16 protein-coding genes are annotated in these 12,415 nt (G+C 65.0%); 8 read left to right on the top strand and 8 right to left on the bottom strand.

Going from position 1 to position 12,415, the window contains the following annotated elements:
• Nucleotides 1-103: 103 nt before the first annotated feature.
• The 5 genes from sbcB to AN401_RS08255 all read left to right on the top strand — a co-directional run bounded on the left by sbcB (nucleotide 104) and on the right by AN401_RS08255 (nucleotide 3,753).
• Nucleotides 104-1,522, top strand: coding sequence for an exodeoxyribonuclease I (gene sbcB / locus AN401_RS08275; protein WP_094038505.1), 1,419 nt, complete (start codon nucleotides 104-106; stop codon nucleotides 1,520-1,522).
• 8 nt (nucleotides 1,523-1,530) lie between these two features.
• Nucleotides 1,531-1,869 carry a CidA/LrgA family protein gene (locus AN401_RS08270; protein WP_094038504.1) on the top strand — a complete coding sequence of 113 codons (339 nt, stop codon included), beginning with the start codon at nucleotides 1,531-1,533 and terminating at the stop codon, nucleotides 1,867-1,869.
• Nucleotides 1,866-2,555: an LrgB family protein gene (locus tag AN401_RS08265; protein WP_096779057.1), complete on the top strand. Its 690-nt coding sequence runs from the start codon at nucleotides 1,866-1,868 to the stop codon at nucleotides 2,553-2,555. Before AN401_RS08270 ends, AN401_RS08265 begins: the two co-directional genes overlap by 4 nt.
• Nucleotides 2,556-2,577: 22 nt before the next feature.
• Nucleotides 2,578-3,414, top strand: a complete 837-nt coding sequence (cdd, locus tag AN401_RS08260; RefSeq protein WP_096779056.1) for a cytidine deaminase — start codon at nucleotides 2,578-2,580, stop codon at nucleotides 3,412-3,414.
• A gap of 105 nt (nucleotides 3,415-3,519) precedes the next feature.
• Nucleotides 3,520-3,753, top strand: a complete 234-nt coding sequence (locus AN401_RS08255; protein WP_094038501.1) for a hypothetical protein — start codon at nucleotides 3,520-3,522, stop codon at nucleotides 3,751-3,753.
• Nucleotides 3,754-3,941: 188 nt separating this feature from the next.
• Here AN401_RS08255 and recR read toward each other — a convergent pair whose 3' ends face one another.
• Nucleotides 3,942-4,547 (bottom strand): recombination mediator RecR, encoded by a 606-nt coding sequence (recR, locus tag AN401_RS08250; RefSeq protein WP_094038500.1) that lies wholly within the window; start codon nucleotides 4,545-4,547, stop codon nucleotides 3,942-3,944.
• Here recR and AN401_RS19740 point away from each other — a divergent pair.
• Nucleotides 4,546-4,722 carry a hypothetical protein gene (locus AN401_RS19740; protein WP_157772201.1) on the top strand — a complete coding sequence of 59 codons (177 nt, stop codon included), beginning with the start codon at nucleotides 4,546-4,548 and terminating at the stop codon, nucleotides 4,720-4,722. The genes recR and AN401_RS19740 overlap by 2 nt on opposite strands.
• Here the strand turns inward: AN401_RS19740 and AN401_RS08245 are convergent.
• From AN401_RS08245 to AN401_RS08230, 4 genes are all read right to left on the bottom strand, one after another.
• Nucleotides 4,706-5,035 (bottom strand): YbaB/EbfC family nucleoid-associated protein, encoded by a 330-nt coding sequence (locus AN401_RS08245; RefSeq protein ID WP_094038499.1) that lies wholly within the window; start codon nucleotides 5,033-5,035, stop codon nucleotides 4,706-4,708. The genes AN401_RS19740 and AN401_RS08245 overlap by 17 nt on opposite strands.
• Before the next feature lie 41 nt (nucleotides 5,036-5,076).
• Nucleotides 5,077-7,455, bottom strand: coding sequence for a DNA polymerase III subunit gamma/tau (dnaX, locus tag AN401_RS08240; protein ID WP_096779055.1), 2,379 nt, complete (start codon nucleotides 7,453-7,455; stop codon nucleotides 5,077-5,079).
• A 6-nt stretch (nucleotides 7,456-7,461) separates the two neighbouring features.
• Entirely contained in the window at nucleotides 7,462-8,007 is a 546-nt protein-coding gene (apt, locus tag AN401_RS08235) for an adenine phosphoribosyltransferase (RefSeq protein WP_094038497.1), read from the bottom strand.
• 70 nt (nucleotides 8,008-8,077) lie between these two features.
• On the bottom strand, nucleotides 8,078-8,470 hold the full coding sequence (locus AN401_RS08230; RefSeq protein ID WP_094038496.1) for a YbaN family protein: 393 nt from the start codon (nucleotides 8,468-8,470) through the stop codon (nucleotides 8,078-8,080).
• 270 nt (nucleotides 8,471-8,740) lie between these two features.
• Between AN401_RS08230 and AN401_RS08225 the strand changes: the two genes are divergently transcribed.
• Together AN401_RS08225 and AN401_RS19735 are read left to right on the top strand one after the other, a co-directional pair.
• Nucleotides 8,741-9,967, top strand: coding sequence for a porin (locus tag AN401_RS08225; RefSeq protein WP_157772199.1), 1,227 nt, complete (start codon nucleotides 8,741-8,743; stop codon nucleotides 9,965-9,967).
• 9 nt (nucleotides 9,968-9,976) lie between these two features.
• Complete coding sequence (locus AN401_RS19735) at nucleotides 9,977-10,138, top strand: hypothetical protein (protein WP_157772197.1); 162 nt, start codon at nucleotides 9,977-9,979, stop codon at nucleotides 10,136-10,138.
• Between the two features lie 58 nt (nucleotides 10,139-10,196).
• Here the strand turns inward: AN401_RS19735 and AN401_RS08220 are convergent, their stop codons facing one another.
• The 3 genes from AN401_RS08220 to AN401_RS08210 all read right to left on the bottom strand — a co-directional run bounded on the left by AN401_RS08220 (nucleotide 10,197) and on the right by AN401_RS08210 (nucleotide 12,409).
• The gene (locus AN401_RS08220) at nucleotides 10,197-10,388 is read right to left on the bottom strand and encodes a hypothetical protein (RefSeq protein WP_094038494.1); all 192 of its coding nucleotides are present in this window, start codon (nucleotides 10,386-10,388) and stop codon (nucleotides 10,197-10,199) included.
• 424 nt (nucleotides 10,389-10,812) lie between these two features.
• A complete protein-coding gene (locus AN401_RS08215) occupies nucleotides 10,813-11,562 on the bottom strand; it encodes an SDR family NAD(P)-dependent oxidoreductase (protein WP_094038493.1) in 750 nt (249 codons plus the stop codon).
• On the bottom strand, nucleotides 11,546-12,409 hold the full coding sequence (locus AN401_RS08210) for a sugar phosphate isomerase/epimerase family protein (protein WP_096779053.1): 864 nt from the start codon (nucleotides 12,407-12,409) through the stop codon (nucleotides 11,546-11,548). Before AN401_RS08210 ends, AN401_RS08215 begins: the two co-directional genes overlap by 17 nt.
• Between the last annotated feature and the right edge of the window lie 6 nt (nucleotides 12,410-12,415).

The raw sequence follows: 12,415 nt of genomic DNA, 5'->3' as shown, positions 1-12,415 counted from the left end.
CGATCGTGCCTTCCCTGCCGCTTTAGTCCCCTTCTCGACTTGGGTTCACCGCCTTGCTCGCGCATAATGACGGTACCCGTCAGGCACTTCCAAAAGAACAACCATGAGCGAGCAGGCACAGCCCAGTTTCTTCTTCCACGATTATGAGACGGCGGGGGTCAATCCGGCCCTGGATCGGCCGGTGCAGTTCGCCGGCATCCGTACCGACGCCGAACTCAACGAGATCGGCGAGCCGCTGATGCTCTACTGCCGCCTGCCGCCGGACTACCTGCCCTCGCCCGAGGCCACCCTGATCACCGGCATCACCCCGCAGAAGGCCCAGCAGGAAGGACTGTGCGAGGCCGACTTTATCGCCCGCATCCACGACGAGTTCAGCAAACCCAACACCTGCATCCTCGGCTACAACAATATCCGCTTCGACGACGAGGTGACCCGCCACACCCTGTACCGCAACTTTTACGACCCTTACGCCTACAGCTGGCAGCAGGGCAATTCCCGCTGGGATCTGCTGGACGTGGTGCGCGCCTTCTATGCCCTGCGCCCGGAGGGCATCCACTGGCCGGAAGACGAGGACGGCAAGCCCAGCTTCAAACTGGAGCGCCTCACCGCGGCCAACGGCATTGACCACGGCAACGCCCACGACGCCCTGGCCGACGTGCGCGCCACCATCGCCCTGGCCCGGCTGCTGCGCCAGGCCCAGCCCAGGCTGTTCGACTACCTGTTCGAGCTGCGCAACAAGCACAAGGTGAAGGCGCTGATCGACGTGATCGGCAACAAGCCCCTGGTGCATGTGTCCGGCATGTTCTCGGCCTGGCAGGGCTGCGCCAGCTGGATTGCCCCCCTGGCCTGGCACCCGGACAACGCCAACGCGGTGATCTGCGTCAACCTGGCGATGGATCTGAGCCCCCTGGTGGAGCTGGACGTGGAGCAACTGCGCGAGCGGCTCTATACCCGGCGGGAAGATCTGGGCGAGCTGGCCCCGGTGCCGGTGAAGCTGGTGCACATCAACAAGTGCCCGGTGCTGGCCAAGGCGGCGGCGCTCACCGAAAGCCGCGCCGACCAGCTTGGCATCGATCGCGCCCGCTGCCGCCAGAGCCTGGATCTGCTGCGCCGCCACCCGGAGATCCGTGCCAAGCTGGTGGAGCTGTACCAGCAGGAACGGGAGTTCGCGCCGGTGAGCGATGTGGACGCGGCCCTCTACCAGGGCGGCTTTTTCAACGACGCGGACAAGGCCGCCATGGCCATGGTGCGCACCAGCCGCCCCGAGGCCCTGGCCGAGCTGCCCCTGCAGTTCAACGATGCCCGCCTGCCCGAGTTGCTGTTCCGCTACCGGGCCCGCAACTATCCCCATACCCTGAGCGAGCAGGAGTGGCAGCGCTGGCGGCTGCACTGCCAGGACCGGCTGCAGGCCCAGGCCGAGCCCTATATGCACCGACTGGAACAATTGGTGATCGAGCATCAGGATGATGAACGCAAGCTGGCCCTGCTGCAGGCGGTGGCCCGTTACGTCCAGTCCCTGTGAGTGACGCCATGAAACTGATACGCGACTTTGCGGTGATCCTGGCCTGCCTGCTGGTGGGCAAGGGCGCCGCCGCCCTGCTGCCCTTCGCCTTTCCGGGCAGTATCCTCGGCCTCTTCCTGCTGTTCTTCCTGCTGAGCACCCAGCTTATTCCACTGGCCTGGGTGCACGATGGCGGCCAGCTGATCCTGCGCCATATGGCGCTGCTGTTCATCCCGGTGGCGGCCGGCCTGCTCGGCTATGTGGACGTGCTGAGCGAGGGGATCGGGCTTATCATCGCCTCCGCCCTGAGCGGCCTGGTGCTGATCCTGCTGGTGGTGGGCCGGCTCTACCAGAGGCTGCAGTCATGATGCTCTGGCTCGCCATTCCGCTCACCGCCCTGCTCTACCTGCTGGTGAAAAAGCTGGCCCGGCGGCTGAAAAGCCCGCTGGTTAACCCCATACTGCTGCCGGCACTGGCCATCATCGGCCTGCTGCTGCTCACCGGCCAGGATCCCGCCGACTACCAGGCCGGCACCCGGCCGCTCAGCCTGCTGCTGGAGCTCGCCGTGGTGGCCTTTGCCCTGCCCCTTTACCAGCAGGCGGCCAAAATTCGCCGCCAGCTGGGCCCCATACTGCTGTGCTGCAGCCTGTCGGTGCTGATCTCGGTGGGCACCACCCTGCTGATCGGCGGCCTGGTGCGCGCCAACCCGGCGCTGCTGGCCTCCATCGCCACCAAGTCCATCACCACCCCCCTGGCCATGAGCGTAAGCCAGGCCATGGGCGGCATTCCGGCCATCGCCGCCGGCCTGGTGATCATCGTCGGCATGATGGGCGCCATCCTCGGTTTTCCGCTGATGCGGCTGGCGGGCATCCACCATCCGGAAGCCCAGGGCCTGGCCATGGGCGCCGGCGCCCACGCCATCGGCACCGGCGCCGCCGCCGAAGTGGGCACGGTGCAGGGCGCCTTTTCCTCCCTGGCCATGGTGGTGTGCGGCATCGCCACCGCCGTGCTGGCCCCGCCGCTGTTTCATCTGTACCTTTGGTTCATGTCCTAAAGTCCCACTCAAGGAGGCTGTGATGGCCCAACCCCTCGACCAGGCACTGCAACAACTGCAACTCGACACCCATTGCCGTTTCAGCCCGGCGCAGATAGACGCCCTGCAACAGGCCACCGGCCTCGGCCAGGACGAGCTGGCCCTGGCCCTGCTGCCCCTGGCCCAGCAGAAGGCGCTGGTGCCGGTCTCCCACTTTCGGGTCGGTGCCCTGGCCATCGCCGACTCCGGCCACTGGTACCTGGGCGCCAACCTGGAGGTGGACGGCCTGCCGCTCAATCACTCCCTGCACGCCGAGCAGTCCGCCATCGGCCATGCCGCCCTGTGGGGGGAAAGGCGTATCGACAAGGTGGTGGTCACCGCCAGCCCCTGCGGCCATTGCCGCCAGTTTATGAACGAACTGAACCAGGACAGCCTGGCCATCGTCCTTCCCCAGACGCGCCAGAGCCTGGCCGAGCTGCTGCCCCACGCCTTCGGCCCGGCGGATCTGGGCATTGACGGCGGCATGCTCAACGCCCCGGCCGGCAGCCTCGCCTTTGATACCGAGGATCCGTTGCTGCTGGCGGCGCTGGCGGAGGCCAACGCCAGCTACGCCCCCTACAGCCAGAACCGGGCCGGGGTGGCACTGCTGCTGGACGACGGCCGCGTCTGCCGCGGCCGCTACCTGGAAAACGCCGCCTTCAACCCGAGCCTGAGCCCCATGCAGCTGGCCCTGAGCCAGGTGCTGCTGCAGGGCGCGACGCCGGCGCGGATCCGCCAGGCGGTGATGGTGGAAGCCGAAGCCGGCATCCGCCAGCACGACACCGCCGCCCAGACCCTGGCCCGGCTCAGCCCGGTGGCCCTCTATAGCCTGGCCATTTAGCGCCTGCGACCTTTGGCTAATGGCCGGGTGCCCGCCCGGCCGGCTACACTGGTCGCAACAAGCTGTTAACAATAAGGCGCCGAGGCGGTGCCGGGAAGGAGCGCCATGCACTGGCTGAAAATCATCGAAGTGTTGCTGTTGCTGGCCGGGTTGATCCTGGTGCTGGTGGGCACCCTGCGCTACGGCAGCCGCAAGCACGACTGGCTGGCCCTGCCGAAGATCGTCTTCAACCGGGCAAAAGATCTGACCTTGAGCGAATACCAGTGGCTGCGCTACGGCGGCATACTGTTGTTCGCGGGCGTGCTGGTGCGTATCGCCAACCTGACGTTTTATCCCTGAGCCGAGCGCTCCTGCCCGCAGGATCCCCGTAGGGTCGAATTTATTCGACCGAACCCCGGCGCCGTTGGCGGAACGGCCCATTGAAATGGGCCCTACGGATGGAGGTGTCTGTAGGGTCGACTTCAGTCGACCAAACCCCGGCACCGTTGGCGGGAGAGTCCATGGCAATGGGCCCGCTGGGCCCGATTTTAATCGGCGAACGCCTTGCGGCCCATCAGGGAGTGGCTGAGGGTGTTGCCGTCCACCAGTTCCAGCTCGCCGCCGATAGGCACCCCATGGGCGATGCGGCTGACCCGAACCCCGTGGCTGCGGGCGATGTCGGCGATAAAGTAGGCGGTGGCTTCCCCTTCCACCGTGGGATTGGTGGCCAGGATCAGCTCCTCGAACTGCTCGGCGGCCAGCCAGTCGGCCAGCCGGTCCAACCCCAACTCTTCCGGCCCCACCCCGTCCAGGGGCGACAGATGGCCCATCAGTACGAAGTAGCGGCCCTGGAACTGGCCGGTCTGCTCGATGGCCACCACGTCGGCCGGGCTCTCCACGATGCACAGCTGGCCGCCCAGGGCCCGCTTGGGATTGGCGCAGATGGGGCAGATTTCTTCCTCGGTAAAGGTCCGGCACTGGCGGCAATGGCCGATGCGATCCAGCGACTGCTCCAGCACGTGGGCCAGTTTGCGGCCGCCGGCGCGCTGGCGTTCCAGCAGGGCAAAGGCCATCCGCTGGGCCGACTTGGGCCCGACCCCGGGCAAGACTTGCAGGCTTTTGATCAGTTCATCCAACAGGGGGCTAAAACGCATGACAGGACTCTTTGGAAGCTGGAAGCTGGAAGCTGGAAGCTGGAAGCTGGAAGCTGGAAGCTGGAAGCTGGAAGCTGGAAGCTGGAAGATGAAACATAAACGGCTGTTGGCAGACGTCAATCTTAATTCTTCCAGCTTCCAGCTCACGGCTTCAGGCTTTAGAACGGCATCTTGAAACCGGGGGGCAGCTGCATGCCGCCGGTGAGTTCGGCCATGCGGCTCTTGTTCTGCTCTTCGATGCGGCGCACGGCGTCGTTGACGGCGGCGGCCATCAGGTCTTCCAGCAGCTCTTTGTCGTCTTCCAGCAGGCTGTCGTCCAGCTCGACCCGGCGTACCGAGTGGCTGCCGGTCATGGTCACCTTGACCAGGCCTGCGCCGGCCTCACCCACCACTTCCATCTGGGCCAGCTCTTCCTGCAGCTTCTGCATCTTTTCCTGCATCTGCTGGGCCTGCTTCATGATATTTCCAAGTCCACCTTTACCAAACATAGGTTGTCACTCTTAATTGATGGGTTAACAAACGCAGTGCCTTACTGCGCCATGGGTTCGATGCTGTCGCTGTCGAGCACGGCGGCAAAGCGCGAGATAAAAAATTGTACCGCATCATCGGCCTCTATTTCATCCCTGGCACGCGCTTTGGCCGCCTGGTACAGCAGCTGTTCAATTTCGAAAGGAGTCTGCCCCTGCCCTTCGCCTATTTCCACCGTCAGGCTGACGGGCGCGGACTGCTGCTCCTTAAGCACCGCTTCCAGTTCCTGCCGGGTCTTGTCGGTCAACAGGTGGCGGTGGGCCGGGCGCAGCCAGAGCCGCCACTCGGCGTCGCTGCGCTCCAGGGTACTGTGCATGGCCAGTTGCCGCAGCAGGCCGCCCAGGGGCAACGCAGCCACCATCCGGGTCCATTCGTCCTCGGCCTGGGGCAGCAGGCTGGCGGCCTTGAGTGGCGCCGGCCCGGTATCGTTGTGCGAAGCCCTGGCCAGGCCCGTTGCCGGGGGCTTGGCCTGGGAACTGGTTGCCGGCCTTGGCTGCGCCTTGGGCGGCGCTTTTTCTGGCACGGCGTCCGGCACGGGAGCCGGCCCGGTACGGGCGGGCATCGGCTCGGCGGGGGCGCTTGCGATCGCCATGGGTTCGTCCTGCCAGGGGGGCAGATCGTCGTTGTCCCAGGGCATGTCTTCGTAGGCATCGAGCGGCGGCAATTCGTCCGCCGCCGGCCCGCTCTCGACGGGAGTCCGCATCGGCATGGGCCTTTGCGGGGCCGTGGCCACGGAGCCTGGCGCAAGCGTTGCCGGTGCGCTGACAGGCGGGGCCGCCGGTGCCGGCCTGGCCGGTGGCCTCGCCTCGGCCCTGGGCTCGACCCTGGCCACAGGTGTGGCCGTTTTTTCCGGCTCCTGGCTACGCAGCCGGTTACGGGTTTGCAGCAGACGACGGATGCGGGCCACCTCGGCGGCGGCTTCGTCCACCACCGGCGCTGGCGCCGATAAGGCTTCGCCCGGCGACACCTCGCTGGCGGCAGACCCCGCAGGCGGCAAGGCGGCCGGCAGCGCCCTCTCCTGGGCGGGCTCCTGCGGTTGCGGTTGCGGTTGCGGTTGCGGTTGCGGTTGCGGTTGCGGTTGCGCAACAGCCTGAGCCGGTGTCTCGCCGTTGGCAAGGGTGGCCGGATGGCCCATGCGGCCGGCCTCGGTCAGGATCTCGGCCTGTTCCTGCAGCAGTTTGGCCGCCATGGCCTCGTCGTCGTCCGCCCCTTCGGGGGCGGCCTCGGGCAACGGCGGCTCAGGCTTTTTTACGGGAGCAGCTCCGGCACCAGATGCCGCAACAGCCGGCGTCACCGCGCTCGGCGCCTCGGCGCGAAAGGCCAGGGCACGCAGCAACGTCATCTCCAGCGCCGAACGGCCGTCGGGCGCGAAGGGCAGATCTTTGCGGCCCTGCAGGCAGATCTGGTAGTAAAGCTGGATCTGCTCGGGGGCGACCAGCGGCGCCAGGCGGTTGAGTTCGGCGGCATGGGGCAGGTTGTGGGCCGGCACCACCTGGGCCAGCGCCAGCTGGTGCCAGAAGCCGATCAGCTCCTTGTGGATCTGGTCGTAATCCGGCCCCAGGCTGGCCAATTCGGCCACCCGCGCCAGCAGGGCCTCGCCGTCGCCGGCCAGCACCGCCTCCACCAGCGCCAGCAACTGCTGGCGGTTGAGGTTGCCGAGCATGGCCTCCACCTGCGCCAGCCGCACCTCGCCGTTGCCGAAGGCCAGGGCCTGATCGGTCAGGCTCAGGGCGTCGCGCAGGCTGCCGTCGGCCGCCCGCGCCAGGGCGGCGGTGGCTTCGGGCTCGAACGGCAACTGCTCCTGCTGCAGGATGTGACGCAGCTGGCCGTCGATAAGATCCGGCTCCAGGCTCTTCAGGTGGAACTGCAGGCAGCGGGACAAGATGGTGATGGGCAGCTTCTGGGGATCCGTGGTGGCCAGCAGGAACTTCACATGGGGTGGCGGCTCTTCCAGGGTCTTGAGCAGGGCGTTGAAGCTGTGGCGGGAGAGCATGTGCACCTCGTCGATAAGGTACACCTTGAAGCGGCCCCGCGCCGGCTGGTACTGCACGTTGTCGAGCAGCTCGCGGGTGTCTTCCACCTTGGTGCGGCTGGCCGCGTCTATCTCCAGCAGATCGACGAAGCGGCCCTGCTCTATCTCCTGGCAACTGGCACACTTGCCGCAAGGGTCGGCGGTGACGCCGGTGTCGCAGTTCAGGGCCTTGGCCAGCAAGCGGGCGATGGAGGTTTTGCCCACCCCGCGGGTACCGCTGAACAGGTAGGCGTGGTGCAGCCGTCCCTGGGCCAGGGCGTTGACCAAGGCGGTGAGCACATGCTGCTGGCCCACCACCTCGGTGAAGCGGCGGGGGCGCCATTTTCTGGCAAGAACCTGATAACTCATCGGCGATTAATGGCCGTCGAACTCGACCAGGCTGGTCACCTTGACGCCCAGTTTGTTCAGTCGCTGCATGCCGCCCAGGGCCGGCAGGCCGATGACGAAGGCCGCGTCCTGCACCTCGCCGCCACAACGGCGCACCAGTTTGACCGCCGCTTCCACGGTGCCACCGGTGGCCAGCAGATCGTCGACGATCAGCACCTTCTCGCCGGGCGCGATGGCGTCCACATGGATTTGCAGCTTGTCCTGGCCGTATTCCAGATCGTAGGCCACCTCTATCACCTCCCGCGGCAGCTTGGAGGGCTTGCGCGCCGGCACAAAGCCCACCCCGAGGGCGGCCGCCACCGGGGCGCCGAAGATAAAGCCGCGGGCCTCGGTGCCCAATACCTTGTTGATACCGGAGTGGCGATACAGCTCCACCAGGGTGTCTATGGTGAGGCGAAAGGCCTCGGCGTTTTCCACCAGGCTGGTGATATCGCGAAAGATGATGCCCGGCTTGGGGTAATCGGGAATGGAGACGATACTGTCGGCAATCAGCTTAAGGGTTTCTTGTTTCATATGAGACAGGCAGCCTTGTTAGGCCCGGGTATGGCACGGGCATGGCATATCAGGTTGAATTGCGGCTAGCTTAGGGCCTAGGCTGTTTCATTGCAACCGCGGGCTGGTCGGGCACCAGGGGCAAGCGCAAAAACCACACCAGCAGCGCCAAAAATGTGAGCACCAGGCCCACCTTGACCCACCACAGCGGCACTATGTAGATGGAAAAGGAAAAGCTCAGGGCCATCATCAGCAGGGCCCTTCTGCGCACATGGGCACGCAGGCCGCGATGAGCCTGCCAGTCGCGGATCATGCCACCGAACCAGGGATGGCCGACCAGCCAGGCATGCACCCGGGGCGAAGACTTGCCGAACAGAAAGGCCGACAACAGCACGAAGGGCGTGGTAGGCAACACCGGCAAAAAGGCGCCCAGTACCCCCAACCCCAATGAAAGACTGCCAAGCAGGGCAAACAATATGCGCATCCGGCCCTCCTTTGTTAACAGCCTGAGCATAGCAGGAAGCAGACGCTGCGGGAAACCCTATCCCGCGCCAGGAACCCGGCCGTTGGCCGGCCGACCCTCTTCCCGGTGAGCCTGTTGGTCCGGCCCCGAAAAGTGGCCGCGCCCTCGCGACGCAATCGCATCACGCAACTATTCTTTAACATACCGCTGTGGTAGCGACTCGCCATGCCCATGAGGAGACGGCGCCGGCACAGCCCTATACATAATCATTAATTGCAGTGGAGCAAAACCATGAAAGGAACTCGAACCCTGGTGGCGAGCCTGGTTGCCCTCGCGCTCACCCCCTCGACCCAGGCCGCCAGTGACGCGGAAGAGCTCAGTCAGTTAAAGGACCAGCTCAACGCCCTGCTGAACCGCATAGAACAACTCGAAACCAAAACCGCCCAGGCCGAAGCCCGGGCGGAGGCGGCGGAAACCCGGGCGGCGGCCACGGCCCCCGCCAGCCGTAGCGTCACCTCCGGCAACGACAGCATCCGCCTGTCCCTGTCGGGCCATGTCAATCGGGCCCTGCTGTACGCGGACGACGGCCAGGACGGCGATCTCTACCATGTCGACAACGACGCCTCCTCCACCCGCGTCCGCCTCATCGGCGAGGGAGATGTGGGCAACGAGCTGACCGTGGGCACCGCCATCGAACTGCAGCTTGAGTCCAATTCCACCGCCGACGTCAACCAGGAAAACGAGAGCGTTTCCGGGGACACCATCAGCGAGCGCCGCCTGGAGATCTACTTCGATCACCAGCGCTACGGCAAACTCTGGCTGGGCCAGGGCTGGACCGCCAGCGAAGACAGCTCCGAGATGGATCTCTCGGGCACTGCGCTGGCCGGCTATTCCAGCACCGGCGACATCGCCGGGGGGATCCGCTTCCGGGACGGCGACGGCAATCTGCTCGAGTCCACCGTGGGCGATACCTTTATCAACCTGGACGGACTGGGCCGGCGCGATCGCCTGCGCTACGACACCCCGAGCTTCGCCGGCCTGACCTGGTCGGTCGGCACCGTGGAAAACGATGCCTGGGATACCGCGCTCAAGTATTCGGCGGAATACGACTTCTTCACCCTCGCCACCGCCCTCGCCTACTCCAACCAGAAGGACAACGACGGCCAGGTCAACGGCTCGGTGTCCGCCCTGCTCGACAATGGCTTCAACCTCACCCTGGCCGCCGGCCGCCGGGAGCTGGACACCGCCGGAGATCCCCGCTTCTACTATGGCAAGCTGGGCTACCGCCAGCACTGGTTCCGCTTCGGCGAAACCGCCCTCTCCCTCGACTACCACCGCACGGAACATGCGGAGCTGTCGGGAGACAAGGGCCGCGCCTACGGCCTGCAGGCGGTGCAGAACATCGACCGCTGGGCTACCGAGGCCTATCTTGGCTACCGCAACTACGATCTGAGCCGTCCGGGCGTCAGCACCGAAGACATCGACGCCCTGCTGATGGGTGCCCGGATTAAATTTTAAGGAGACCACATGGCCCGATGGCTGTTGCTCGCCACCCTGCTGCTGGGGCTGTCCGCCTGTAGCCTGGGGCGACCGCTGGAATACCACAGCGACCGGGAGATACCGCCCGGCCCGGGGCTGGTCACCGGTGAACGAGGCGCCCTCACCCTGGAAACCCGGCAGCCCCACTGATCCCGGGGCTGCCGTCCGGCCCCGGTGGAGCGACTTGCTCCGCAGGCGCCGGCACTACTCAGGGCCCGCAGTAGGCAGGCGGCCTTTTGCCTTGCTTTTTCATCAGGGTGCAATGACGGTTGTCCACACCATCACCCCTGACCGACAGGGTTTGAATGGTCGGCTGCTCGGGCGCCGGGAGTACCGCCTGCGCGGGCACTGTTCCCAGGGCAAACACGGCGGCCACCATGAGTGAAGTGATGACTTTCATAATGCTTCTCCCTTCTTTTCCATTGGCGGCCCTGCGGCAACCAGCGCGCCCTGCAGAGCCGGCACTATCCGGATGACAACCCCACCGCCAGCATGCGCTCGCCGAATGGTTGGGTACTCTCTCTTGGGGTTGTCCCCAGCCCTTATAAAACATGACCGGGATGCCCGTGGTTTTGCTGCAAGACAGGCCCCTTTGTGGGTCGCTACCACAGCGCCGGGAGCCGGGACGGCAAGCCCGCCGGTGTCCTTGAGGAACTTGAAAAATCGGGGAGATCGGAGCAGACGCCCACGAGGGAGATGGATAGGCGTCATATGCAGTAAACAGAAAACCCCCTCCCGGGCGGAAGGGGTTTCCGGCAATCGGGAGGGGCCGGGTGTCGGCCCCTTCTTGTTTTACCATGCCAGCAATGACGCCCTGGGCACCATCAGTAAATATGCATGCCGCCGTTCACATCGATGGTGGCGCCGGTGATGTAGCTGGACAGATCCGAGGCCAGGAACAGGAAGGCCTTGGACACGTCCTCCGCCGCCCCCAGGCGGTTGAGGGGAATGGTGGTCAGGATCTTTTCCTTCATCTCGGGGGTCAGCTTGCCGCCGGTGATATCGGTCAGGATCAGGCCGGGGGTGACCGAGTTAATGCGGATATTGTGCCCCCCGAACTCCCGGGCCATGGCCTTGCCCAGGCCCAGCATGCCCGCCTTGGCGGCGCTGTAGTGGGGGCCACCGAAAATGCCGCCACCACGCTGGGCCGATACCGAGGAAGTGTTCACTATGGATCCACTGTTCTGGCTGACCATCTGCGGCAACACCGCCTGGGACATGTACAGCATACCGCGCAGACTGACATCGGTGACCTGTTCGTAGTTCTCGGGGGTGATCTCCAGGGTCTTCAGCGGCTGGGTGATGCCGGCGTTGTTGAGCAGCACGTCGATACGACCGAATTTCTCCAGCACCGCGGCGACCGCCTTCTCGCAGGAGGCCTTGTCGGTGACGTCGCAGGCCACGCCGAAGGCGCGCTCGCCCACCGCCCTGGCCGCTTCCTCGCTCTGGGCCTGGTTCAGATCCAGGATGGCCACATAGGCGCCGTGCTTATGGAACAGCTCGGCGGTATTGCGGCCGATACCGCGGGGGCTGGCGGCACCGGTAATGACACACACTTTATTTTCCAGCAACATGGTCTATCTCCTTTAATACATCGTCAAGAAAAGTCAGGGATTTCAACAACTCGTTTTCAATTTCCGCCAACGGCAACAGCGTTGTCTTCTTGTAGGGTTTGGCGTCGTTATTGCGCAACAGCCGGAAGGGCAGTTCCAGACTGAATGACAATTCGGGAAAAGCGGCCTCGATGGCCGGCAGCAACCGGATAAAATCTATCTGGCCTTCGCCCAGGGCACAGAAGTGGTATTTTTCATCGCGGTAATAGGCGTCCTTGATATGCAGGTGCTCGCAGTACGGCAGGGCCTGCAGGGTATCGGCCACCGGATCCAGCCCGGGGCGGTGGGAAATGATGTTGCCCACGTCGTAATTGATGCTGAACACGTCTCGCTCCAGCCGCGCCAGCAAGGCGGGGATGTCGGCAGCGCTGTTCAGGATGTTGTCGACCCGGTCGCCGGGATTTTCCAGGCAAACCCGCAGGCCATGCTGGCGGGCGATGGCCGCCATATCCGGTGCCAGCTCGAAGAAACGTTCGGCGGTGGCCAGGGTGGCGGCATTGGTGACAAAGCGGGAGGCACCGAGCTCGGCGGCGAAGCGGGCCCGCACCTCGAACTGGGCGATAGCGTCTTCATCCCCCAGGTTGATATGGCCCGAAAAGGTGGGGCAGCGCTGCCCCAGGGAGTTCATCAGGGCCACCAGCTCACGGGCATAATCCCGGCTCAGATCGGCATCGGTAAACTCGTTGACGTAGCCCTTGATAAAGGCCAGCTCCACATTTTTTATGCCGCACCGCTGCATCGACTGCAGGATCTCAGGCATGGCATAGCCGTCGTAAGCACCGGTGCTTACGGAAATATCTCGTCCCATGGAATC

The organism is Zobellella denitrificans (genome assembly GCF_002407485.1).
Classification (GTDB): domain Bacteria; phylum Pseudomonadota; class Gammaproteobacteria; order Enterobacterales; family Aeromonadaceae; genus Oceanimonas; species Oceanimonas denitrificans.
This window is presented reverse-complemented; position numbering and strand designations above follow the sequence as displayed.

What these genes read in the sequence shown, in the direction of transcription:
- sbcB (WP_094038505.1), top strand. Translation starts at nt 104, where the DNA reads ATGAGCGAGCAGGCACAGCCCAGTTTCTTCTTCCACGATTATGAGACG.
- AN401_RS08270 (WP_094038504.1), top strand. Translation starts at nt 1,531, where the DNA reads ATGAAACTGATACGCGACTTTGCGGTGATCCTGGCCTGCCTGCTGGTG.
- AN401_RS08265 (WP_096779057.1), top strand. Translation starts at nt 1,866, where the DNA reads ATGATGCTCTGGCTCGCCATTCCGCTCACCGCCCTGCTCTACCTGCTG.
- cdd (WP_096779056.1), top strand. Translation starts at nt 2,578, where the DNA reads ATGGCCCAACCCCTCGACCAGGCACTGCAACAACTGCAACTCGACACC.
- AN401_RS08255 (WP_094038501.1), top strand. Translation starts at nt 3,520, where the DNA reads ATGCACTGGCTGAAAATCATCGAAGTGTTGCTGTTGCTGGCCGGGTTG.
- AN401_RS19740 (WP_157772201.1), top strand. Translation starts at nt 4,546, where the DNA reads ATGACAGGACTCTTTGGAAGCTGGAAGCTGGAAGCTGGAAGCTGGAAG.
- recR (WP_094038500.1), bottom strand. Translation starts at nt 4,547, where the DNA reads ATGCGTTTTAGCCCCCTGTTGGATGAACTGATCAAAAGCCTGCAAGTC.
- AN401_RS08245 (WP_094038499.1), bottom strand. Translation starts at nt 5,035, where the DNA reads ATGTTTGGTAAAGGTGGACTTGGAAATATCATGAAGCAGGCCCAGCAG.
- dnaX (WP_096779055.1), bottom strand. Translation starts at nt 7,455, where the DNA reads ATGAGTTATCAGGTTCTTGCCAGAAAATGGCGCCCCCGCCGCTTCACC.
- apt (WP_094038497.1), bottom strand. Translation starts at nt 8,007, where the DNA reads ATGAAACAAGAAACCCTTAAGCTGATTGCCGACAGTATCGTCTCCATT.
- AN401_RS08230 (WP_094038496.1), bottom strand. Translation starts at nt 8,470, where the DNA reads ATGCGCATATTGTTTGCCCTGCTTGGCAGTCTTTCATTGGGGTTGGGG.
- AN401_RS08225 (WP_157772199.1), top strand. Translation starts at nt 8,741, where the DNA reads ATGAAAGGAACTCGAACCCTGGTGGCGAGCCTGGTTGCCCTCGCGCTC.
- AN401_RS19735 (WP_157772197.1), top strand. Translation starts at nt 9,977, where the DNA reads ATGGCCCGATGGCTGTTGCTCGCCACCCTGCTGCTGGGGCTGTCCGCC.
- AN401_RS08220 (WP_094038494.1), bottom strand. Translation starts at nt 10,388, where the DNA reads ATGAAAGTCATCACTTCACTCATGGTGGCCGCCGTGTTTGCCCTGGGA.
- AN401_RS08215 (WP_094038493.1), bottom strand. Translation starts at nt 11,562, where the DNA reads ATGTTGCTGGAAAATAAAGTGTGTGTCATTACCGGTGCCGCCAGCCCC.
- AN401_RS08210 (WP_096779053.1), bottom strand. Translation starts at nt 12,409, where the DNA reads ATGGGACGAGATATTTCCGTAAGCACCGGTGCTTACGACGGCTATGCC.